This is a genomic window from Streptomyces sp. NBC_00249, assembly GCF_026342355.1.
Taxonomy (GTDB): Bacteria; Actinomycetota; Actinomycetes; order Streptomycetales; family Streptomycetaceae; genus Streptomyces.
The window spans coordinates 273,721-296,424 of the sequence record NZ_JAPEMV010000004.1 but is presented as its reverse complement, the minus strand read 5'-3'; the positions used below and the strand labels follow the sequence as shown (position 1 = coordinate 296,424).

General features: G+C 71.3%; 19 protein-coding genes and 1 tRNA gene. 12 read left to right on the top strand and 8 right to left on the bottom strand.

Annotated features, from left to right (window positions below; translation table 11 throughout):
- Positions 1 to 67: 67 nt before the first annotated feature.
- Both OOK31_RS19645 and OOK31_RS19640 read right to left on the bottom strand, forming a co-directional pair.
- Positions 68 to 1,006, bottom strand: a complete 939-nt coding sequence (locus OOK31_RS19645; protein WP_267088577.1) for a CAP domain-containing protein — start codon at positions 1,004 to 1,006, stop codon at positions 68 to 70.
- Between the two features lie 113 nt (positions 1,007 to 1,119).
- Positions 1,120 to 4,089 (bottom strand): BTAD domain-containing putative transcriptional regulator, encoded by a 2,970-nt coding sequence (locus OOK31_RS19640; protein WP_267088576.1) that lies wholly within the window; start codon positions 4,087 to 4,089, stop codon positions 1,120 to 1,122.
- A 194-nt stretch (positions 4,090 to 4,283) separates the two neighbouring features.
- Between OOK31_RS19640 and OOK31_RS19635 the strand changes: the two genes are divergently transcribed.
- Entirely contained in the window at positions 4,284 to 5,786 is a 1,503-nt protein-coding gene (locus OOK31_RS19635; RefSeq protein WP_267088575.1) for a BTAD domain-containing putative transcriptional regulator, read from the top strand.
- A gap of 36 nt (positions 5,787 to 5,822) precedes the next feature.
- On the opposite strand, the gene OOK31_RS19630 is transcribed toward OOK31_RS19635, so the two are convergent.
- Positions 5,823 to 6,362: a hypothetical protein gene (locus tag OOK31_RS19630; RefSeq protein WP_267088574.1), complete on the bottom strand. Its 540-nt coding sequence runs from the start codon at positions 6,360 to 6,362 to the stop codon at positions 5,823 to 5,825.
- A 157-nt stretch (positions 6,363 to 6,519) separates the two neighbouring features.
- Complete coding sequence (locus tag OOK31_RS19625; protein WP_267088573.1) at positions 6,520 to 7,281, bottom strand: SDR family oxidoreductase; 762 nt, start codon at positions 7,279 to 7,281, stop codon at positions 6,520 to 6,522.
- A gap of 156 nt (positions 7,282 to 7,437) precedes the next feature.
- Between OOK31_RS19625 and OOK31_RS19620 the strand changes: the two genes are divergently transcribed.
- From OOK31_RS19620 to OOK31_RS19595, 6 genes are all read left to right on the top strand, one after another.
- Entirely contained in the window at positions 7,438 to 8,289 is an 852-nt protein-coding gene (locus OOK31_RS19620; protein ID WP_267088572.1) for a helix-turn-helix transcriptional regulator, read from the top strand.
- 427 nt (positions 8,290 to 8,716) lie between these two features.
- The gene (locus OOK31_RS19615) at positions 8,717 to 9,280 is read left to right on the top strand and encodes a cupin domain-containing protein (RefSeq protein ID WP_267088571.1); all 564 of its coding nucleotides are present in this window, start codon (positions 8,717 to 8,719) and stop codon (positions 9,278 to 9,280) included.
- Positions 9,280 to 10,485: a cytochrome P450 gene (locus OOK31_RS19610; RefSeq protein WP_267088570.1), complete on the top strand. Its 1,206-nt coding sequence runs from the start codon at positions 9,280 to 9,282 to the stop codon at positions 10,483 to 10,485. The genes OOK31_RS19615 and OOK31_RS19610 overlap by 1 nt, the downstream gene beginning before the upstream one ends.
- A gap of 257 nt (positions 10,486 to 10,742) precedes the next feature.
- Positions 10,743 to 11,192 (top strand): helix-turn-helix domain-containing protein, encoded by a 450-nt coding sequence (locus tag OOK31_RS19605; RefSeq protein ID WP_267088569.1) that lies wholly within the window; start codon positions 10,743 to 10,745, stop codon positions 11,190 to 11,192.
- A gap of 42 nt (positions 11,193 to 11,234) precedes the next feature.
- Positions 11,235 to 11,810, top strand: coding sequence for a PIN domain-containing protein (locus tag OOK31_RS19600; protein ID WP_267088568.1), 576 nt, complete (start codon positions 11,235 to 11,237; stop codon positions 11,808 to 11,810).
- Positions 11,811 to 12,457: 647 nt separating this feature from the next.
- A complete protein-coding gene (locus tag OOK31_RS19595; protein ID WP_267088567.1) occupies positions 12,458 to 12,934 on the top strand; it encodes a cupin domain-containing protein in 477 nt (158 codons plus the stop codon).
- Between the two features lie 146 nt (positions 12,935 to 13,080).
- Here OOK31_RS19595 and OOK31_RS19590 read toward each other — a convergent pair whose 3' ends face one another.
- Positions 13,081 to 13,422 (bottom strand): MerR family transcriptional regulator, encoded by a 342-nt coding sequence (locus tag OOK31_RS19590; protein WP_267088566.1) that lies wholly within the window; start codon positions 13,420 to 13,422, stop codon positions 13,081 to 13,083.
- Between the two features lie 905 nt (positions 13,423 to 14,327).
- Here OOK31_RS19590 and OOK31_RS19585 point away from each other — a divergent pair.
- Positions 14,328 to 14,687, top strand: coding sequence for a hypothetical protein (locus tag OOK31_RS19585; RefSeq protein WP_267088565.1), 360 nt, complete (start codon positions 14,328 to 14,330; stop codon positions 14,685 to 14,687).
- Between the two features lie 903 nt (positions 14,688 to 15,590).
- On the opposite strand, the gene OOK31_RS19580 is transcribed toward OOK31_RS19585, so the two are convergent.
- Positions 15,591 to 17,153, bottom strand: a complete 1,563-nt coding sequence (locus OOK31_RS19580) for a helix-turn-helix transcriptional regulator (RefSeq protein ID WP_267088564.1) — start codon at positions 17,151 to 17,153, stop codon at positions 15,591 to 15,593.
- Positions 17,154 to 17,482: 329 nt separating this feature from the next.
- Here OOK31_RS19580 and OOK31_RS19575 point away from each other — a divergent pair, with 329 nt between their 5' ends.
- The gene (locus OOK31_RS19575) at positions 17,483 to 18,202 is read left to right on the top strand and encodes a DUF4232 domain-containing protein (protein ID WP_267088563.1); all 720 of its coding nucleotides are present in this window, start codon (positions 17,483 to 17,485) and stop codon (positions 18,200 to 18,202) included.
- A gap of 362 nt (positions 18,203 to 18,564) precedes the next feature.
- Here OOK31_RS19575 and OOK31_RS19570 read toward each other — a convergent pair.
- Positions 18,565 to 18,638 (bottom strand) — tRNA-Gly (locus OOK31_RS19570).
- Between the two features lie 499 nt (positions 18,639 to 19,137).
- Between OOK31_RS19570 and dcd the strand changes: the two genes are divergently transcribed.
- On the top strand, positions 19,138 to 19,725 hold the full coding sequence (gene dcd / locus OOK31_RS19565) for a dCTP deaminase (RefSeq protein WP_267088562.1): 588 nt from the start codon (positions 19,138 to 19,140) through the stop codon (positions 19,723 to 19,725).
- On the top strand, positions 19,722 to 20,219 hold the full coding sequence (locus OOK31_RS19560; RefSeq protein ID WP_267088561.1) for a phosphoribosyltransferase: 498 nt from the start codon (positions 19,722 to 19,724) through the stop codon (positions 20,217 to 20,219). Before dcd ends, OOK31_RS19560 begins: the two co-directional genes overlap by 4 nt.
- A 71-nt stretch (positions 20,220 to 20,290) precedes the next feature.
- Here the strand turns inward: OOK31_RS19560 and OOK31_RS19555 are convergent, their stop codons facing one another.
- A complete protein-coding gene (locus OOK31_RS19555; RefSeq protein ID WP_267088560.1) occupies positions 20,291 to 21,220 on the bottom strand; it encodes a Yip1 family protein in 930 nt (309 codons plus the stop codon).
- Positions 21,221 to 21,450: 230 nt separating this feature from the next.
- Between OOK31_RS19555 and OOK31_RS19550 the strand changes: the two genes are divergently transcribed.
- Positions 21,451 to 22,446 (top strand): PT domain-containing protein, encoded by a 996-nt coding sequence (locus OOK31_RS19550; protein ID WP_267088559.1) that lies wholly within the window; start codon positions 21,451 to 21,453, stop codon positions 22,444 to 22,446.
- Positions 22,447 to 22,704: the final 258 nt, after the last annotated feature.

The following is a 22,704-nucleotide window of genomic DNA, read 5'->3' as shown; positions in this document are numbered from 1 at the left end:
AGGAGTTCTCCTGCGTACGTGCGTGCGTGCGGGCATGGGTGATGAGGTGGGGGGCGGGCGGGAGCCGTCAGCTGGCGAGGATCTGGGACCAGAAGGTGGTTCCGTCGCCGCTGTTGGCGCGTCCCACGCCCAGGTGCGTGGCGCCCGGCTGGAGCATGTTGTCCCGGTGGCCGGGCTCGTCGATCCATGCCTGGACGATGCGTTCGGGGGTCGGCCAGTAGTCGTTCCCGCCGACCCGGGCGCCGCCCGCGTTCTCCCACATCCCGCCCGCGCCCCGGTAGCCGCCCGCGGCGGCCTGGCCGAACCACTGGCCCACCGTGAAGTGGCCCTGCGTGTTGCGCCGGGCCTGCTCGGCGGCGCTGCCCCGGGCGACGGCGTTCAGGGCCGGGTGCAGGGCGAGGGTGCTGCGGCCGTTGCGCTGCCGGTACTCGTTGGTGAGCTGGAGGACGCGGTCCTCGGCCCCGCCGCCCTGCTGGGGCTGCGGCTGCGGCTGGGGCTGCTGCTGTCCGCCGCCCGCGGTGCCGCCGCCCAGCCCGCGTGCCGGCACCAGCCGCCACAGCTGACCCGGGTTGGAGCCGTCGTGCCTGGACAGCGTGAGCGCACCGGCCTCCTGCTGGGACGCCGTCAGGTAGACGTCCCCTTCGTCGGTGCGGACGCTCTTGATCCGCAGCCAGTCGTTGTCGACGACTTCCAGGCACCAGCGCTGGTTGGGCTGGCCGTGCTCGTTGTACAGCCAGGTCTGGCCGGTGGAGTAGTTGTAGTCCATGACCATCGCCCGGCCGGGGCCGTGCGTGCCCTGCGTGATCTGGGTCTCCAGCAGCCAGCTGCCGTTCTCCTTGGCCCAGAAGACCCAGCCCTGAGCCCTGGTGCCGTTGTCGCGGTACGACTGGATGCGGGTCCCCCGCCCGCTGTTGCTGCCCTGGAGGTCAGCGACGATCTTTCCCCCCGGTGCGTCGAGCGGGGTCTGCAGCGTCCATACCTGACCGTTCTGCGGAAGCGTAGGCATGTGGATCGTTCCTCTCGTCTGGGTGACTGACAGGAACGACGGTCATGGACCGCGGTAGACAGGTGGTCAACGCGCGTAGCGCAGGCCCGTGGAGGCCGAGGCCGGGGCCGTGGTCACGGCCGGGGAAGGGCGTCCAGCAGTGCCCGCGTCTGCCCGGCGTCGTCCCCGAGACCCAGCCGCTCGTAGACGGCCAGCGCGTCCTCGAGGCAGGCGCGCGCCTGTCGCGGCCTGCCGAGACCGGTGTGCACCGTCCCGAGCGTGCGCAGCAGCGCGGCCTCCAGTGCCGCGCTGGTGCGTCCGGCGAGCGGCAGCACCGCCTCGGCGGCTTCGGCGGCGGACAGCCAGCGGCCCGCCTCGGCGTGGATACGGGCCACCAGATCTCCCGCCGCCGCCTCGAACACCGTCACCTGAAGGCCCGCGAACTCCTCCCGGGCGCGGACCGCGTGGGCCAGGGCCGCCTCCGGGTCGCCGCACAGCCGCAGCACCCGGGCCAGGTAGTAGCGTCCGGTCGCGGCCGACACCGGGCCCGACCCGTCCATCAGGCGGGCGCCGCGCTCGGCCGCGGCCCTGCCCTCCTCCACACGTCCTGTCTGGGCGCAGCAGAACGCGAACTCCCCCAGGGCGCTGCCCTCCGCACGCTCCGCTCCCACCCGGCGGAAGAGCTCGGCCGCGCTGCCCGCGTACGCGGCGGCCTCGGCGTACCGGCCGCGGATGCGGAGGTTGCTGCCCAGGGCGAGCAGCGCCTTGGCCCGTACGCGTACGACCGGGCCGTCGTCGACGCCCTCGCACAGGGCGACCGCCCGGCCGATCTCCCGCTCGGACTCCTCGTACCGGTTGACGTGCCAGAGCATGATGCCGCGTACGTGGCGGGCGAGGGCCTCGGGGCCGTTGTCGCCCCGGGCCGCCGCCTGGTGGGCGATGTGCTCGGCCAGGTCGGCGATGGTCGCCGTCTGTGCCCGCTCGAACAGCACCGACCCCATCTTGTCGGCGAGTTCGGCGGCGCGGTCCAGCGGCAGCGCCGGATCGGCGCAGCTCAGGTGGATGGCCGCGGCGTGCACGCCGGCCTGTTCGCGCATCCAGCTCACCGCCTGGGCCGAATCGGCCACGGGGCGGCCCGGGGACGCGACCGGTGCGTCGAGGAGACTCTGCTCGACCGGGTCGACGGAGCGGGCGGCGAGATCGGCGTTGCGCGCGGTGGCCAGGCAGAAGTCGACCAGCCGGTCGGCGGCCGCCGTGCGCTGCGCGGCGGGTTCCTCGGCGGCCAGCCGGTCGCGGGCGTAGTCGCGCACCAGGTCGTGGAAGCCGTACCGCTCGAACTGCGGGGAGTGCAGCAGGTTCAGGTCGACGAGTGCCTCGAGCAGCTCGTCGGCGTCCGCCTCGGACCGGCCGAGGAGCGCCGCGGCGCAGGGCAGTGAGATGTCAGGGGCGTCGGGCAGGGCCATCAGCCGGAAGGCGCGGGCGAGGTCCGGGCCGAGCCGGTGGTAGGAGAGGGCGAAGGTCGCCTCCACCGTGCGCTTCCCGTCGTCCAGTTCGGTCAGCCGGCGCTGGTCGCGCAGCGCCTCGGCGAGTGCCGCCAGGGTGAGTGCGGGGTCCGCGGCGAGCCGGGAGGCGACGATCCTGACGGCGAGCGGCAGCAGCCCGCAGGCCGCCACGATCTCCTCGGCGAGGCCGGGCTCGGCGGCCACCCGGTCGGCTCCCGCGATCCGGGTGAACAGTTCCAGCGCCTCGTCCGGGGGGAGGGTCTCCAGCCGCATCTGGTGGGCCCCGGAGAGACCGGTGAGGCGGGTGCGGCTGGTGATGAGGACGGCGCAGCCCGCGGAGCCCGGCAGCAGGGGTTTCACCTGGTCCGGGTCGGCGGCGTTGTCGAGTACGACGAGCACCTTGCGGCCCGCGAGCGCCGAGCGGTACAGGGCGGAACGTTCTCCCAGGTCCAGCGGGATCTCGGCCGCGGCGACCCCCAGCGCGCCCAGGAATCCGGCGAGCGCCGGGCCGGGGTCCAGGGGAGTCCGGTCGGCTCCGCGCAGGTCCGCGAAGAGCTGACCGTCCGGGAACCGCTCGTGGACCCGGCGGGCCACGTGCACCGCCAGCGTCGTCTTGCCGACGCCGCCCATGCCGTCCAGCGCGGAGACGACCACCGCGCGTCCGACGCCGCCCACGAGGCGGTCCACCAGCATCTCGACGGCGGACTCCCGGCCGGTGAAGTCGGCGAGACCGGCGGGCAGCTGATGCGGTGCCCGCCAGGCGGGGGGTTCCGCGCGGGCGGCGGAGAGGGACAGGAGGGCGGGGTCCTCGCGCAGGATCCGCAGGTGCAGCGCGGCGGGCCCGTCGGCGCGCCGCGCGCCACCCGCCGGCCCGGCCTGGCCATCGGCTTCGCGCGCATCCGGCGGCAGCGACCGGCGGGCCTCCTCGTACACCGCGAGGGCTTCGGCCTTGCGCCCCGCCTGGTACAGGGCCCGCATGAGGACAGCGGTGAGCCGGGACCGCCCCGGGTGCTCCAGCGCGAGCGAGGCGGCCTCCGCCGTCAGGTCCGTACGGTCGCCCAGCTCGACGTCCATCTCCAGCTGGAGCTCCTTGGCGGAGAGCCACTGCCCCAGCAGCCGGGCCCGTACCGATTCCGCGTGCGGCCCGGCGAGGCCGGCCAGCGGCTCCCCGTCCCACAGCCGGTGCGCCCGCAGCAGCACCTTCCGTATCCCGTCCGCCGGAGCGCCCTGGTCGCGCAGCCGCTCGGCCTCGGCGAGCAGCCCGTCCCAGACCACGACGTCCACCTCGGCGTCCGGCGCCGCGAGCGCGTAGCCGTCGCCCACGCGGACCAGCAGCTCTCCCGCGCGCTCCGCCCCGGCACATGCCTTGAAGGCGGCCCGCAGCCGCGACACGTGCAGCTGTACGGCCTTGCGCGGCTCGGAGGGCGGGGCGCCGCCCCACACCCCTTCCGCGAGGACCGCGGTGGCGACCGTACGCCCCGAGGCCGTCAGCAGCGCGGCCAGCACGGCCCGCTGCTGGGGCCGGCCCAGATCGACCTCGTCGTCCCCGTACCAGGCCCGCAACGGCCCGAGCAGGCTGAATCGCAGCGTGGTTTCCCCCATGGTCCTTCCCCCAGTCCTCGTGCTCCGCGCCCCCGTCCCCGCCGCGTACTCCCGTGGGCCCGCGGGATCCCCGTCCCGTGGGCGCTGCCGTCTGCGGACGGCGGTACGGCAGTGCGCGGAGAAGGCGGCGCTCCCTCCCCGTCACCTATCATCTGTCGCAAATTGTGCACCGAGCTCATGGATGCGGGGACGGCATGGGGATGGGGCTCGAATTCAGCGTGCTCGGTCCACTGTGCGCCTGGCGCGACGGCCGCGAGATCGACCTCGGGCGCCCGCAGCAGCGAGCCGTGCTCGCCGCGCTCCTGCTCGCCCCCGGGCAACTCGTTCCCCTCGCGCAACTGATCGACGGCCTCTGGGGCGAGGACGACTCCCAGTGGCCGAAGAACCCCGTGGGCCAGCTGAGCACCCACACCCACCGGCTGCGCCGGGCCATGGCCGCGCACGGGGACTCGGGCGGTGCGGTGCTGGTCGCCGAATCGGGCGGCTACCGGCTGAACGTGGATCGCCGCTCCGTCGATCTCTTCCACTACGACGCCGCGGTGCTGGAGTCGGCCGCGCTGCGCCACGACGATCCGGTACGGGCCCGCGCACTGCTCCGCGAGGCCCTCGGGCGGTGGCGCGGACCGGCGCTCGACGGGGTGCCCGGCGTACTCGCCGAGCGCGCCCGCCACCGGCTCGCGGCGGGCCGGCACGCGGTCACGAAGACGCTGCTCGACATCGAACTCACCCTGGGGCGGCATGCGGAGCTGCTGCCCGAACTCGGCGCCCTGGCCGCGCGGAACCCGCACGACGAGGAGGTGCAGCGCCTGTACGTGCTGGCCCTGCACCGCGGCGGGCGGACGGCCGAAGCGCTCGCGGCCTTCGACGCGCTACGGGAGCGGCTCGACCGGGAACTGGGGCTGGAACCGGCCCCCGCGATGATGGAGCTGCACACCCGCATCCGGCACGGCGACCCCGCCCTGACCGCCCCCACGGTCCCGGCGCGGCGGCGCCGCCCGGCACGCCCCTGCCAGCTGCCGCCGGACATTCCGGACTGGGTGGGCCGGGGCGCCGAGTTGCGGGAGGCCGAAGGACTGCTGCGGCAGCCGGGCACCTCCCCGGTCCTGGCCCTGTCGGGCCCCCGGGGCAGCGGCACCTCGGCGTTCGCCGTGCACCTGGCCCACGCGGTCCAGGACGCATACCCGGACGGCCAGTTGTACGCCAGCGCGGACGGTCCGCGGGACGGCGGAGCGCTCGAGGAGGCCGGGCCGGCCGAGGCGCGTGCCGTACTCGCCGCGTTCCTCAGGGCGCTCGGCGAACGGCCGCCCGAAGCCGCGGACACCGACGAACTGTCCCGGCGTTTCCGCGCCACCCTCGCGGGGCGGCGCGTGCTGGTGCTGCTGGACGGGGTGGCCGTCCCCGAGCCGCTGCTGCCGGCCACCGCCGGCTGCGCGGCCGTACTGACCGGGGCGGCCCCGGACGCCCTGCCCGCGGGCGCGGCGCACATCCGCATCGGCCCCTTGGAGGCGGACGACGCGCACGAACTGCTCGCACGGGTCGCGGGGGCGGACCGGGTCCGTGAGGAGCCCGGTCCGGTGGCCGAACTGGCGGCGCTCTGCGGGCACCTGCCCCTGCACCTGCGGGCGGCGGCGACCCGGCTCGCGGCGCGCCCGCAGTGGTCGGTGGCGGGGCTGGTGGCGCGAACGGGCCGCCGGTAGCCGCCGACGGGCTGCGGGCAGGCCGTCAGCAGGCTGTCAGTAGGCGTCCGACTTGCGGAGCGTGATCGTGAAATCGCCCTGCCGGGCGGCGACCTGCGGGCACGGCTCATTGGTGAAGTAGATGCCGATGCCGCCCTTCCACACCGAGAGGCAGCCGTTCGCGTACGAGCCCTTGAACTCGTTGCGGGCATAGCAGACCCGTCGCCCGTCACCGCCGTACACGACGAGGTTCCCGTCGGACTGCATGACGGCCTTGTCGCCGCAGCCGACGGTGTTGGACGCCCACCGGACCTCCTTCCTGGAGGGGTCGTTGAACCACCGGTAGACGACCAGGTTGCCGTCGTCCTGCATGATCAGCCGCGTGTTGTCGCCGTTGTCGATGTGCCAGCCCCGGTAGAGCGGTTCGTCGTTCCACATGGTGTGGGTCACCGGGTCGTACGCGGCCTGCGCGCTGCCCGCGCCCGTCAGGGTCCCGGTGAGCGCCACCACACCCGCCGCCAGGGCGCCGGCCATCCGCCGTGCCGCCCTCGCCTTCGCCCCTGCCATCGTCTTCGTCTTCGCCTTCGAAACCGACATCGCTGCTGTCATCCCCCGTGAGCCTTTCTCGCGCTTGGGCCGGCGCTCGCGTACGTGTGCGAACGCCTCGCATGATGACCATGGCGGGAACCGGTAGACAAACGCTGAACGGGCGGCGCCCTGAGCGGACGGCCGACGCGGCTCCGACCGGGCAGGGTCATGCCTGGCGGGTCGGCAGGACGATCACCTGCCGCAGGTTGACGTGCGGGGGACGGCTGGTGACGAAGCCGACGACGTCGGCGATCTCGTCGGCGGACAGCCCGCCGATCGCCTCGAACATGCCCTGGAGCTCCTGCGACAGCACGGGATTGTCCATGTGCCGGCCGAGTTCGGTCCCGGTCAGGCCGGGTTCGATGTTGGTGACGCGGACGTCGCGAGGCCCGAACTCGGAGCGGAGCATGGTGGACAGGTGCGTCAGGGCGGCCTTGGTGGCGCCGTAGACGGCGTAGTTGGGGAAGGTCAGGTGCGCGCCGATGGAGGAGATGTTGACCAGGTCGGCGGCGCGGCCCGCGGCCGCCGCAGCGGTCAGATCCGATGTGAACGCGCGGACGATCCGCAGGACGCCCGTGACGTTGGTGTCGATCATGCGGGTCCACTCGTCGAGGCGGCCGTCTTCCACCGGGTTCGGCAGCATCACGCCGGCCGCGTTGACGACGAGGTCGGCGGGCCCGTACACCTCGTGGACCGTTCCGGTCGCGACGTCCACCGACGCCTGGTCGGTGACGTCCACGGGGACGGCGAGCGCCTCGCCCCCGTCGGCCGCGATCTTGGCGGCGAGGTCGCCGAGCCGGTCCGCGCGGCGGGCCAGCAGTGCCACGCGGGCACCGTTGGCGGCGAGCAGCCGTGCGATGGCCTCGCCCATGCCGCTGGCGGCTCCGGTGACGATCGCGGTACGGCCGGAGAGGGTGGCGTAGCTCATTGTCGGTACTCCTGATCACGGTGGGCGGGGTGGCGGACGGCCGCCTCGCTGACATGACCGACTGTGTGGCAGCCCGGGCGGGCCAGCCAGGGCAGTGGTTTTCCTGGGTCTGCCAGTACCAGGTTCGGCCTCACGCAACCGCCTAGGCTCGAGGGCATGGACAACAGCCTCGGTGGTTTCCTGCAGTCGCGGCGCGCCCGCATCCGGCCCGAGGAGGTGGGCCTGCCCTCGCACGGACGGCGCCGGGTGCCGGGACTGCGCCGTGAGGAGGTCGCGCAGCTCGCAGGGGTGAGCGTCGACTACTACATCCGCCTCGAGCAGGGCCGCGGGCAGAACGTGTCAGAGGGGGTCCTGGAGGCCATCGGCAGGGTGCTGCGACTGGACGACACCGAGCAGGCGCATCTGCGGGACCTGATCCGCCCGGCGCGGGCCGCCCGCCGGGCCGTGTCCCGCGGCCGGCAGAGCGTCCGTCCGGGGCTGCAACTGCTCCTGGACGGCATGGCCGGCACACCGGCCTTCGTTCTGGGCCGACGTATGGACGTGCTGGGGTGGAACGCGCTGGCCGACGCCATCGCGGGCTTCTCCGGAATCCCGTCCTCGGAGCGCAACCAGGCCCGTCAGGTGTTCCTCGACCCCAGCGCGCCCGTCCGCTACCCGGACTGGGCCGCGGTCGCCGCCGAAACGGTGGCGTACCTGCGGCTGGACGCGGGCCGCCATCCGGACGACCCGGCACTGTCCGCCCTGGTCGGCGAACTCTCGGTGAAGAGCCAGGACTTCCGGCGACTGTGGGCCGACCACCTGGTCAAGGAGAAGACCTACGGCGTGAAGCGGATGGTGCACGACCTCGCCGGGGAGCTGGAGTTCGGCTACGAGACCCTCGCCCTCCCCGGCGACCCGGACCAGCTGCTCGTCGCCTACACCGTCGTACCCGGCTCGGCGACCGCTGAGCGCCTCGCCCTGCTGGCCAGCTGGACGGCAGCCGGGACGCAGCGGGCTGAAGCGCCATGACGCGTGAACCGGTCCGGACAACGAAGACAGGCCGTCCAACAGTCCCTCCGGGGCCGCAGAACCGGCGGCTCGGACCGCGCCGCCCCATCCTGCGCAGGGTGGAAGCAGACCGGGCCGTCGTCCTCGGCCGCTTGAGCGACCGCCGGGTACGAATGGGTGACCTGGCCATATGGCGGTCGTTAAGGATTCGAACGGGGTACTGAGGCACTCGTGCCGGGGAGGATATGGGGTGCTGTATGGACACCTTGTGTCGGCCGGCGAGGCGAAGGCCCGTGTACCGCTGGTCGCGCGGCGCGCGCTGGAGGACGGCGAGTTGCGCGCTGCGGAGCCCGGCCGACGGGCACGGATGGGATGCCTCAGACCTCGACTTTCACATCGTGCATGCCGGCGGGCCGCGGATTCTGGACGAGACCCTTACGGAGACCCGATGACCGTCTGTCCCCCGACCACGACGGCCCGGGGCAGCGGGCTGGTCGTGCCCCCCGGCGAAGGCCGTACGCTGCGCGCCGCCGCCCAGCATGTGACCTTCAAGGTGACCGGCGCACAGTCATCCGTCGCGTCGAGCTTCGAGGTGCTCGTACCGCCCGGCTTCGACGTCGGCGCACACGTGCACGCACGCAGCGAAGAACTGTTCTACGTACTTGAGGGCGAACTCGATGTTCTCGCCTTCGAGCCGCAGGTGCGCAGCGCTGACGGCTGGCGGGAATGGCAGTCGTCGAAGGGCGAACGGGTGGTGCGTGCCACGCCCGGCACGCTCATCCTGGTCCCGGCCGGCTGCCCGCACGCCTTCGCCAACCCCACCGACGCCCCGGCCCGGATGTTCTTCCAGTCGTCCCCGCCTCCGGACCACGAACGCTACTTCGAGGAACTGCTGACGATCCTGTCCGCCGACGGGCCCGTCGACCACGATGCCATCGCCGCGCTGCGCCGCCGTTACGACATCGAGCAGCTCACACCGTTGCGCCACGACCAGCCGCCCAGGAGCCAGTGATGCACGATGCAACCGCGCCCTTGTACGAGGTGTCGGACCTGGCTGCGCTCGACTTCGACCCCTTTCTCCGGGCGGCATTGCAGGCCGAACCCGTCATTCGGGTCCGGCTGGCGCACGGAGCTCCCGGCGAGTGCTGGCTGGCGACAGGTTATGACGCCGTCCGCTTCGTCACCTCTGATCCCCGCTTCAGCCGCGACATCGTCGGCCGGCCGATCCCCAGCATGAACAGGTACCTCATCCCGCTGGACCGCGCGGTGAGCTTCGTCGACCCGCCGGAGCACACCCGAGTCCGCTCCGTGGTCTCCTCGGCGTTCAACCGCTCCGGGATGGCAGCACTGCGTCCCCACGTCCAAGGCGTACTCGACAACCACATCGACTCCATGGTCGCGGCCGGACCACCAGCCGACCTCGTCCAGCACGTGACCTCCCCCTTCCCCCTGCATGTCATCGGAGCTCTGCTGGGGGTGCCGGCAGCCGAGCGGCCGCGCCTGCGCACATGGGCGGACGCCGTCCTGACCCGGGCGAGGGACGAAGCTGAAGTCGAACGCGCGCGGCAGGCCAAAGAAGACGCCCGCGCCTTCTTCCTCGAACTGGCACGCCAACGGCGGCTTCAGCCGCAGGACGACCTCATCAGCGGACTCCAGGCCGCTGTCGACAGCGGCAGGATCGAGGAGGAAGAACTCCTCGCTCTGGTCACGCTGATGGCGCTCAACGGCTGGCACGCAGTACGCAACCACACCTCCAACATGGTCTACTGCGTGCTCACCGATGACAGCCTCATGAGCAGGCTTCGATCCGACCCGGATGCCGTACCGGCGGCCGTGGAGGAACTGCTGCGCTACATCCCCCACAAGCACGGCGTGGGGCAGGCCCGCATCGCCACCGAGGACCTCGAAGTGGAAGGCGTCCTCATCCGCCGGGGCGAAGCCGTCTACGTCTCCTACGTCGCAGCGAACTGGGACGAGCAGCACTACCCTGCGCCACACCGGATCGACATCGACCGCCAGGGGCCGCCCCACCTGGCCTTCGGCCACGGCCCCCACCACTGCCTGGCCCCACTGCTGGCCCGCATGGAAGCCGAACTCCTGCTGACCACCCTCCTCACGCGCCTGCCCAACCTGCGCCTGGCCACCGACCCCCGCCACATGCCATGGCAAAAAGACGTACTCATCCGAGGTCCGGTAGCACTCCCGGTCACCTGGTGAACACCCAGCCCACCGGTCAGCACCGGCCCCGGCCACCGGGACCGTCCGGTCGTGCGGTGCCGGCTTGGCGTGCCGCCGTTTACGTGTCCGCTTCGAGGGCTTCGCCGGACCGGCGGCCCGGTAGACCCGAGAAGGCGGGGGCGGATCGTTCCGGCGGGCGCGGCTGAGGCGCATCTTCTCACCGGTTGCCCACGCCGGAGGGTCAGGTTACAGTTATTTCAGATGCATTCTCGCCGGGTCAGTGATTGGAGGCGGTCATGGCTCGTTCCAGCGTTCTTGCCCGTGCTGGGAAGGTTGAACCGAACCCCTCGCACCAGGGCGCGCTCGCTGCTGCTGCTCGGATGGCGCCGGACTCGGTCGAGCTCTTGGTGCGCACCCCGGACGGCGGTGAACTGACACTGCCGAGGGAGCTGGTCCGCGTCCTTCTGGCCTCGGCCGGTGAGCTGGCGCGCGGGCATGCGGTGACGGTCCTGGCGTCTGAGGTGCAGTTGTCGCCTACTGAGGCAGCTGAGCTTCTGGGCCTGTCTCGGCCGTTCGTCGCCCGCTTGCTGGACGCCGGTGACATCCCCTCGACGAACCTTCCCGGCAGCAGTCACCGCGTGGTCCGCCTTGCGGACGTGCTGGCGTTCCAGCAGCAGCGTGAGCGCCGCAGGGAGGGGCGGCGTCAGATCGCTGACGCTTTGGAGGGCTCCGACCTGCCGTATTGACGTGGGTGTCACCGGCAGCTGTGAAGGAGGAAGAGGAGGAGCGTGGCGGCGCGGGTCTTTGTGGACACCAACGTCTTGTTTCCGTTCTCGGTGATGGACGTGATGCTGGCCCTCACGGAGGACTCCGTCCACGAAATTGTGTGGTCCGAACGACTGCTCGCGGAGTGGGAGCGGGTCATCGTCCGGGAGGGAAGGCGTTCGGCGGAGTCGGCTGCCGCGGTTACCCAGGCCGTTCGACGCTTCTTCGCCGACTGTGAGATCCCGGCGGCGGCCTATGGGCACCTTGTGGATGAAATGCCGGGCAATGACCCCGACGATCGGCACCATGCGGCGGCAGCGGTGGCCGCACGGGCGGACGCCCTGATCACGTGGAACCTCGCCGACTTCCCTGCCGGTGACTTGGCCGAGCAGGGAGTGCGGGTGATCGACCCGGATTCCTATCTGTGCGGGCTGTACGGTGAGTTGCCGCACGAGGTGGCGCAGACGGTGATCAGGCTCGCCGGAGAGAAACGCAACCCGCCCGTCACGATCGCTGATGCTGTCGCCCGACTCGCGAAAGCCGGCCTGCCGCGCTTCGCTGACCTCCTGACGCATCACCTCGGACATTTCACGAGGTGATGCGGACGCAGATGGTGCGCAGGTGGTGCGCGACGCCGAGAAAGGTCTAGACAACGAAGGAGGCCCAGGTCGTTGACATGGGCCTTCTTGTAAGAGCGGATGACGGGAATCGAACCCGCGCCATAAGCATGGGAATCTATGGCGCGCGGTGACCCATACGGCTCCTGACCTGGCGTTTCCTGTCCCGACGACCTCCACCCGGACTGCCTCCGGGCACCGGTTCTGACCGCTGTTCACCGCCCCGAAGGGCACGGATGGGGCACGCCCCCCCCACGATGGTGGCCCAGATCGGCGGCCGACACCCCCGCAACTCTTCGCGGCAACCGTCCGCCCGCCCCGAGCGCGTCGACAGCCGCGGAATCCAACCAAGCCCTACCGGTGACCTGAGTCTGAGGTTCGGCGTTAGGTCGGTAGAGGTCGTCCTGGTCCGAAGATTCCGCCATTGTCGTTAGCCGATGCCCAGCGGGCTGTGCTGGAGGGCTGGGCACGTCGTCGTACAACGGTCCAGGCTCTGGCTCAGCGGTCGCGGATCGTGCTGGAGTGCCGCGGACGGGGCACTCGATCATGGAGGTGTCGCGTCGGCGCCTGGCCGGCAAGCCGCACGAGCCTAGGGACCGCGTACCGCCTTCGTTGACCGGGAGAGAAGTGTGACCATCAAGGACATCGGGCCGGAACCTCAAAGCTTCGACCTTGAGAAGGCGACGCTCGAGAACACGAACTATCGCGCGGTCGCCTGGTCTGGGAAGTACCTTCAGTTGACCCTCATGTCGATCCCGGTGGGTGGGGACATCGGCTTGGAGGCGCACCCGGAGACCGACCAGTTCCTCCGACTCGACGCAGGCCGGGGCCGCGTCCAGATGGGCCGCACGAAGGATCGGCTCGACTTCGACCGGGAGGTCGAGGATGGCTGGGCAATCTTCGTGCCCGCCGGCACTTGGCACAACGTCACCAACATCGGTGACGAGACCTTGCAGCTCTACGCCGTATACGCGCCGGTCCACCACGCCTCGGGCAAGATCCATGCGACAGCCGCCGACGCGGAGCGCGACGAGGACTCGGGCAACGACGAGCCGCCAAGCTGGTCGGTCCAGCCTGCCCAGCAGCCATCGGACGAGCACGCCTGACGCGCGCCTCCCTCGCCCACCGACTCTGAGATTGGCTGCGTGTGCCGTTCGGCCGGGTCCGGCGGCCGAGGTACGGCACACGGCCTCGGTCGCTCCCGCTATGAAACGCCCCGGCCCACGGCATCCTTGGCTCGCAGGCGCAGTCGTCACACTGCGGTTGGTGGATGGGGTGTTTCGGTGGTGCGGCGGTATTCGGCGTTGATGCGCTGGGCTTCCGCGAGCTGGTCTTCGAGGATGACGATGCGACAAGCAGCCTCGATGGGGGTGCCCTGGTCGACGAGCTCTCGCGCGCGGGCGGCGATGCGCAGCTGGTAACGGGAGTAACGGCGGTGTCCGCCCTCTGAGCGGAGCGGGGTGATGAGGCGGGCTTCTCCGATGGCGCGGAGGAAGCTCTGGGTGGTGCCGAGCATGGCTGCGGCCCGGCCCATGGTGTACGCGGGGTAGTCGTCGTCGTCGAGACGATCGTCGAACGAGTCGTGTGCTGTCATTTGCACCTCTCTCTGTGGAACGCGTGGAGGGGCCCTGGTGCCGTACGGCACCAGGGCCCCGAAGGAACTGCTACACCATCTGCCGACCCTAGTACTGCGTCGGCCTGCTGTTTCCGCGGGCCTGACCTGCACTCGGCCGGGGGCGCGGGGATCGCGGTTGCTTGACCGGAGACCACCTCACTATCGATGTCCTGCGGTACCCGGGCTCAGCCTTCGACCCGGGCGATCCTGATGGCGGTCAACTCCTCCGTTCTTCCCTCTGGACCGACACTTGCCAAACGGGGGACTACGTACTGCTGTTGATGCGAACTGCTCAGTGGCCTGCGGTAGCGCCACTCTCCGGCAGCCAGCCCCGTCGCCCATCCTGCGTCTGCTCTGGCTTAGAACCCCACTGCCGAACTTCCCGGTACGCGCGCCCGCAGCCGACGCCTTTACCGAGGTACCGCTCACTGACTGCACTGCTGGTACTGCGAACTGCACTTACTGAACTGCCACTGCGTTAACTGCGGTACTGCTCGTGGCAGCCCCTGATCACTGCGGGCCGCCCGGTCCGGTCGTCAGTCCCGTCGCCGTCCTGCAACAACCCTGGCTTCGGAACTCCACCACCGCACCGCCCTGCGCACTGCGTGTACTGATGCCCGGCAGTTCGTCTCTCCGGGCCTTGCTCGATCTCGGCTACGAGAGAAACCATAACCACACCGCAAACGAATGTCTACTGTGGCCATCATAGATTTTCGCGTGTTCGATGAGGAGGTAATCGGGGTCGAACACAACCCCGTATCCGCGTGCTGGGCAGCCAACAGGTGCTACCGCCTCCAGCCGTCGCAGCGCCTCGGCGGGCTGCGTGCGCGGATCGCAGGCGCCGGGCCGCCAGGGGGGTGGGGCGAAGAATAGAGTCGGCTTCTATGCCGAAGCCTGACGAGCTGCTCGTGAACGTCGCCGCCCTGGTGGAGTCCGGGCAGAGCAACCAGATGTCCCTGACCGTGGTCACCGGCGGTGCTGTCATCACCGGTCGGCTGGCTCCCGAAGCCGTGTGGAGGCAGCGGGTGTCGGAGGTGCTGACGGATTCCGCCCGTCTGGGCGAGTTCTCCGCCGTGTTCACCGCCATGCCGCGTATGGAGGGGCCGCCCACGCATCTGCACTTTCATGTGGCGCGGATCTTGCAGGGAACCGTGGGTATCCCGGAGACGGGCGGGATGTACCGCGTCTCGATCGAGGATGTCAGCGCCTGGACCGTGGGTGACTTCAGCTATTCCGACCACTGACCCGCCACTACGACCAGAACCCGCCCTCACAGAGGTGAGGGCCCGACCGGGACGAGCCGGTCGGGCCCTCACTCCTGTACGGGGTGTGCCGACAGCCGCGCCCGCCCCTGCGGTCAGGCATTGCGGAAGTCCTGGAACGGGGTGGGGCGGGATCAGGCGGCGGGCTGGGGCTGCCGCAGTTCTGCCTGGCCGAAGAGGAGCGCGTAGATCACCGGCGCCCTGTCCCTCTTCCCCGTGGAGACCCGCCGACGGCCGGCCGCAGCCTTGGGCGCGATAGAGGGCATGTCCGATGCGCTGGCATGAGTGGCAAGGCCCCGCCAAGGCGTACGGACGGGCCTATGGCTTCGAGCGCGTGAGGGACAACCTCGGCGCCCTCTTCGGACCGCTCCTCGCCCTCGGCCTGGTGGCCTGGCTCGGTGTCCCACGGGCCATCGGCCTCTCCGTTCGGCAAACTGCTGGGAGCGGTTGCTGCCGGGCGGTTCTCGGACCGGCTCGGCACCCGAGGCCCACTCGTCGTCCTCGCCGACGCAGGCATCGGAGCGGTCGAGACCGCCGAGCACTCCGCCGTCGTCCCTCATGGTGTGCTTTGGTCGCCCGGCGTGCGCGCGGGTAGATGCCGCCTGAGCGGACATCGTCCGTCAACTGCCGCGACTTGGAGCATGCGGAGGGCGCGGCGAGGGTCGGGAGGTCTGGACAACGACGAAGGCCCAGGTCGCTGACCTGGGCCTTCGTACCGGACCTGACCTGTGTAAACAAGCGCTGCTGGGTCCTCTGGGGGAGCCCCTCGGGTCACGCATGTGACCGCTGTTGACGTTCCCTAGGGGCACGCCCTTCACGGTGGCGCACCAAGCCAAGAAGGAGTCCGGACTGCGGCCGCTTTTCGGACCGGGTGCACTGCGTCTTTCATTCCGTGTACGGCAGCCAGGCGTTGTTGTTCGCGTTGTACCAGTAGCTGTGGCCGGCGTTCAGGGCGACCGTGCGGAACGGGCGGCCGTGGTCGTCGATGCGGGTGGTGCCCTTGCGGTCGCCACTGCTCCAGGCCAGCTCCAGGTACCAGCTGACGTCCTGACCGAGTGTGGCGGCGTCGATGTTCAGCACCTGGGGGTCGGTGGCGGAGACCTTGTACGGGAAGTCGGTCGAGGCCGTCGGCCGTTCGCCCTCCTTGCCGGGTACGGACCTGGCCCTCGGGGAGGCGTCGTCCAGGTCCACGGCGAAGGACGCCGGCACCAGAGCGCCGCCGCAGCCGGCGCCCATGGTGTAAGCGTTCCAGCCGGGAGCCTTGCGGCCGCTCACGACATGGACGTACAGCGCGTGCAGGACCGCGGCCTTGCCCTCGGTGCCCTGGACGGTCAGCTGCATGCGCAGGTGCCCCGCCGGGACGGCCTGCAGGGCCCGGGCCCACCCTTCGGTCGCCTGCCCGGCGGGGGGCGGGGGGACCGTGCCGGGTGCCTTGTCCAGGGCGAACCATTGGTCGCAGGGGCTGTCCCAGTTGTCGGGCAGGACGTTGACCGTGAACGGGGCGGCGGTGGGGGAGGCCCCCTCCTTGGCGGTGGCCTGCGAGGTGGGCGCGGACGTTGCCGGGGTGGACGCGGACGTTACCGAAGTGGACGACGGTCCGGGGCTGGACGCGGGTGCGGGATCGGCTGTGGGCGTGGGTGACGACGACCCGCCGGACGGCAAGGCCGGGCCCGCCGCCGTCCGCTCGCGCGAGGACGGCTGGGCGGCGCCGTGGCGCGTGTCCCCGCGACCCGTATCTCCCATGGCAGAGACGGCGGCGGCGGTCCCCGCCACCACGGCGGTGGCCACGGCGGCCGCAACGGCGAGCAGCAGCCGAGGCCGCCGTGCCCCCGGTACGGAGGCCCGGGCGGGGCCCGGCTGGATACGGGCGGCGGGGGCGTGTGCGGGTGTCTCCGGTGCCGGTGCCGGTGCCGGTGCCGGTGCCGGTGCAGGGGCGGGGTCCTCCGCCGGTGCCGGCGCGGGAGCGGGGGTGGGCGCCGGGGCGGATACCTCCGCAGCGGCAGGTCCGGGCGCCTGGGCGGACCCGGCCGCGGACGCCGGGGCCGGTGCGGGGTCGGTCTCCGCCTTCGGCAGGACCTCCGAAGCCTCCCCAGCCACCACCGCCGCCGATGCAGGCGGCACCTCCGGCGCGGCGTCACCGCCCCGCGGCGCCGCGGAGCTCGCCGCCCCCGACCCCGAGGCCTGCCCCTCCGTCACCCCCCGCCGCCGCTCCACCAGCGCCAGCAGCCACTGCCGGTGCAGCGCGAGCAGTTCGTCGGCCGAGGCACCGCAGACGCGGGCGAACCGCTCCACCGGGGCGAAATCCGTGGGCACCGCCGCGCCGCTGCAATAGCGGTGCAGCGTCGAGTTGCTGGAGTGCAGACGCTTCGCGAGCGTGCCGTAGCTGCGCCCCGAGCGCTCTTTGAATCCGCGCATCAGCTCCGCGAACTGCTCCGTCTCCGTGGCCATTCCACCCTCCCCCTCATCCCGGAAGCACGTTCCAGGCTCGCCCGATCGCCCAGGTGAGAGGGGTCGGGAGCGTTCCAGGGTTCCTACTATCCCGGTCCAGACGCCACTGGGACGAAACCGGCCCCACAGTTGCGTCATCAGCCCGGCGGTCCGCCGATCGGATCGGCGGTCGGATTCGGCGGTCGGTACGGGAGGGCCCCACCCGCCCCACCGACCGCCCTCGGCCACCTGCGACAGCAGCCGACCGGTACAGCAGCCCCACCCAACGTCTCGTCAGGCGGGAAGCGGAAGCCTCCGTCTGACGACCGCACCGACACGGAGAGTTCCCCATGCGCACCTACCGACTCCGCACCACCGCCCTGGCCACCGCCACCGCCGGCCTCGCTCTGGCCCTGACCGCCTGCGGCGGCTCGGACAGCGCCGGCGGGCCGACCGCGAACCCCGCCGCGACCAAGAGCGCGGACAAGCAGGTCTCGACCGGGACCGTGACGCCGTCCGGGGAGGGCGCCTCCGCCGCCCCGTCCGCCGGCAAGGCCACCGGAACCGGCACGTCCACCGCCACCCCGGCGAAGGCCGGTTCGAGCGGCAAGAACACGGGGGACACCACCGGTGACTCCTACGCCTACACCCACCCCTGCTCGGCGCGGAACCTGACCGTCAAGGTCACTTCCCCGACGGGCACTCCGGCCACCGTCCGCGTCATCACCGTGACCAACAACGGTTCCACCTCCTGCGGTCTGGACTACTTCCCCACCGTCGGCTTCAGCGCCAAGGGCGGCGCGCTCGGTCTCCAGGCCACTGCCCCCGGTGGTCTGGGCGGCGCCCCGGCGTACCCGGTGCGCCCCGGCGCCACCGCGTACGCGGCCGTGGACCTCAACCCGTCGGGTGGCAACGGCCCCGTGGCCGACGAGGTCAACATCCTGGCCGACAAGGAGCACATGCCGAACGCGGACGGCGTCAGCCTCCGGCTGGCCAAGCCGGGCAGCGTCGCCGACCCGAAGGTCGGCCTGTACCGCACCAACACCCGCGACGCGCTGAGCGCCTTCTGAACGCAGTTCCGGGGGCTGCGGCCCCCGGCCGTCCCACGGGGTGTGTCGCCGGGCGGGCTCAACTGTCCTGGGTGAGGAAACGCTAGACACCTGCCTCGCCGAACGCGGGGCAGTCCGAGACGAGCTCAAGCCCCTGGAGCGTGAGTTGGCCCAGCTCCGGGGCGAGATCGACAAGCTGCACGGGCGCCGGGACGAAATGGTCCGGCGGTCCGGCGGCCGTAGGGATCGGTGGCTTTGACGTCCGCGCCGCGGCGTAGCGCAGGCCCTGGGCCCGGATCTGGTCCGACACGGATCTGGCACGGGAGGGGTAGACAGGTCTAGGCAACACAAAAGCCCCAGGTCGCTGACCTGGGGCTTTGTCGTGGAGCGGATGACGGGAATCGAACCCGCGCTATAAGCTTGGGAAGCTCATGTTCTACCATTAAACTACATCCGCACAGTGGTCCAGTTGCCTGGAGCCGTATCGTTGCACACTGTACCCCATGATCGACCCCCGGTGAATTCACCCGCGGGGTCGCCGTCGTTTCCGGGGGCAACCGGGGTTCGTGGGGGCGGGAGTTGGGGCGTACCGTGGGGGTGCGGAGCGGCGGCTGGAGTGGGTCCCGATCATCCCCTAATGTGGCGATTCATCGCAGTACGGCTCGTTGGGGAAAGGGACTCGATGGAGCACACCGTCGTCCGTTGTGCCGAAGGGCACGTTTTCAGTACCGCCTCCTTCCCGCTGCAGCATCTCGGTGCCGGCCGGATCGGGCCGGGACGGCTGCTGCGGTGTCCGCGGTGCGCGCGGCTGAGGCATGCCGTGCCCGTGGGCGGCGCGCCCAAGCGGTAGCGCGGCGGGCACCCCGGTCGGCACGGGCACGGGGACAGGGTTCGGCCGGGCGCGCGGGCGCCGCTCCGATTGGGGGTGGCCCGCGCGCTCTGCGTATCCTCGGGACGTGCTTCTCTCAGACAAAGACATCCGGGCCGAGATCGACAGCGGACGGGTTCGCATCGACCCGTTCGAGGATTCGATGGTGCAGCCCTCCAGCATCGATGTACGTCTCGACCGGTATTTCCGGGTGTTCGAGAATCACCGCTACGCGCACATCGACCCCGCCGTCGAGCAGCCCGACCTGACGCGGATGGTCGAGCCCGAGGGTGACGAGGCCTTCATCCTGCATCCGGGCGAGTTCGTGCTCGCCTCGACGTACGAGGTCATCTCGCTGCCCGACGACATTGCCTCCAGACTGGAGGGGAAGTCCAGCCTGGGCCGCCTGGGTCTGGTGACGCATTCGACCGCCGGGTTCATCGACCCCGGGTTCTCCGGTCACGTGACCCTGGAGCTGTCGAACCTCGCCACCCTGCCCATCAAGCTCTGGCCGGGCATGAAGATCGGGCAGCTGTGCATGTTCCGGCTCAGCTCGCCCGCGGAGTTCCCGTACGGCAGCGAGCGGTACGGCTCCCGGTACCAGGGACAGCGCGGGCCGACCGCCTCGCGCTCCTTCCAGAACTTCCACCGCACCCAGGTGAGGCACGAGGCATGAGCGAAGTACGCGAGAACCTGACCTACGAGGGGTTCGGGCGCGCCGTGCGCGAGCTGGCGCAGACCATCGCCGACGACGGCTACGAGCCCGACATCATCCTGAGCATCGCCCGCGGCGGCGTGTTCGTGGCGGGCGGCCTGGCGTACGCGCTGGACTGCAAGAACATCCACCTCGTGAACGTCGAGTTCTACACCGGGGTGGGCACCACGCTGGAGATGCCGGTCATGCTGGCGCCGGTGCCGGAGGCGATCGACTTCACCGACAAGAAGGTGCTGATCGCCGACGACGTCGCCGACACCGGCAAGACGCTCAAGCTGGTGCACGACTTCTGCCTCGGGCATGTCGCCGAGGTCCGCTCCGCCGTGATCTACGAGAAGTCCCACTCGCTCGTGAAGTGCGAGTACGTGTGGAAGAAGACCGACGAGTGGATCAACTTCCCGTGGTCGGTCGAGCCGCCCGTGGTGAAGCGCGAGGGCCAGGTCCTCGACGCGTAGGCGTCATGAGTGCGGAGAGGGGCCCGGTGCGTGCCGTAAGGCGTGCACCGGGCCCCTCTGTGCGTCTGCTGCTAGAGCGTGCCCAGCTTGATCAGTGACAGCAGGGCGACCAGCTGGATCGCGGACGCGCCCAGGGCCTTCTGCCACGGCAGGTCGTGCGACTTGCTGACCATCGAGGTGAAGAGGGCGCCGGCCGCCAGCCAGGTCACCCAGCCCAGCACCTGGACGAACATGTTGTCGCCGCCCAGGAACACCGCCACCAGCAGGCGCGGGGCGTCCGTGATGGACATGACCAGCATCGACAGCCCCACCGTGGGCTGCCACGCGCCGTCACCGCCCAGCTGGCGCGCCAGGGTGTGCGTGACCGCGCCCAGGATCAGGCCGCAGATGACGAAGGCCACGCCCGCGCTGAGCACGATCGGGATCGCCTGGCCGAGGGTCGCCTTGATGGCGTCCTCGCGGGCCTTGTCGAAGCCGAAGACCGCGAGCATGCCGTAGATGAAGGTCACGACCAGCGCCGGACCCCAGACGGCGTAGTCGCGCATCTGGAGGAAGGTGGGCCCCGGCCGCAGGACGATGCCGCGCAGGAGCTCCTTCCAGTGCAGCCGCGGCCCGGCGGCCGGAGCCGCCGCCGTGCCCGCGTGGTAGGTGGCCGCCTGGCCGTACGGGTCCTCGCCGATCGAGAAGGCCTGGGTGTAGCCGGGGTTGTCGGCGTACGAGGGCTCGTGCGGGGCGCCGTACGGGGCCTGCGGCTGCTGGTGGTGCTGCGGCTGCTGCTGGCCGTACGGGTCGAAGTACTCCGGCTCGCCGTGCCCCCCGGCCGCGCCCTGCTGGGGCCAGGCCTGCTGCGGGGGCGGCCCGGCAGGAGGGTAGGGCTGTTGGCCGTACGGAGCCTGCGGCGCTTGCTGCTGCTGACCGTACGGCTGCTGCCGCGGGGTGTGCGGGGGTTGCTGCGGGGGGCGGTTGTTGTCCCTGCCGCGTCCGATCCTGAATCCAGCCACGTGATCGAAAGTACCTGCTCCGCCGGGCGAGGGTGGCCGGGCCCCCGGAACACGTGTCCTTTGCGGCTGACCTGTGACATCCCCTAGGGGGAGGTGGGGGTGGGTGGTTTACCCGTCTGTGCGGCAGTCTGCGGGGGTTCGTTACGTTGTCGAGGGAATGCGTACGGATCGGGTCCGTAGGTTCGTGAGTGTCGCCGCCAACGAGCACCGAGCACGGAAAGAGCCCCGCCATGCGCAGCAACCGACGCACCTCCCTTCGTACCGCCACCGTCCTCGCCGGAGCGGCCGCCGTCCTGGCACTGCCGGTGGGGGCCGCCTTCGCGGACTCGCCGACGGGGCCGTCGGCGGAGCCGGAGGTGCTGCCGGGGGTGGAGCAGCCGGCGGTGGAGCCGTCGGTGAAGCCGTCCGTGGAGCCGTCCGTCGAGCCGTCTGTGAAGCCCTCCGCGAAGCCGTCGGCCGGTGTGCGGGCGTACGTCACCTCCGTGAAGCTGGCCGACGGGTCGGTCGCCAAGGTCTACAAGATCGGCGACGGCCACTTCGAGGCGGACGTCTTCTCCGGTGACACGAAGCTGGACACCCTGGTCAGCAAGGACGGCAAGCCGGCGTACGGGCAGAACAACGGCCTGCACGTCGTCCTCCAGCCGAACGGCACCGTGACCTCGTGGGTGGAGGGCGGGAACCGCGAGCCGGTCGAGAAGCCGAAGCCGAAGCCGGAGGTCAAGCCGGAGGTCAAGAAGGAGGTCAAGAAGGAGGCGTCGGTCCGGATCACCATGCCCGACGGGCGGATCGCCACGCTCGTCGACGGCGCCAAGGGCAAGCGGGCCGAGATCTCCCTGCCGAACGGGCACGCCCTGGGCACGATCGACCTGAAGAACCCGAGCGTGGTGAACGACGGCTGGACGTACAAGCTGGTCCAGGACGGGAAGCGCGTGAAGTTCGTCGTCATCGACGGCAAGGGCGGTGGCGACAGCTGGGTGTACGACTTCAGCACCGGCAAGCTGATCGAGAAGTACCGGGCGGAGAAGGACGCCGCCGCCAAGCCGACCACGGCCCCCGGCGGGAAGACCGAGCGGGTCGTCCCGAAGGGCGGCGTGAAGGCGGGTGCGGAGGGCGTCGGGGCGCCGCAGGCCGACACCCCGGTGCTGCTGGCCGCCGGCGGTGGGATGGCCGCCATGGGCGCGGCGGGCCTCGGCTTCGCAATCCTCCGCCGCGGCCGCCGCAGCTGACCGGGGGGTCTTTCCCCCACCCCGCCCCTTCCCGAAACCGGGGCCCAGCCCCGGACCCCCCGGCCTGCGGCCCCGGGTCCCGGGCATGCGGCCCGGCCCCCGGCCTGCGGCCCCGGGTGTGCGGCGCCCGGAGGTGCAGGAACGGCCGGTCCCCTCTTGGGGGACCGGCCGTTCCTGGTTACTGCCTGGGGGCTACTTGGCGCCCTCGCCCTTCGGCTCCGCCTCGGCTTCCGCCGTCGGCTCGGCCTTGGCCTCGCT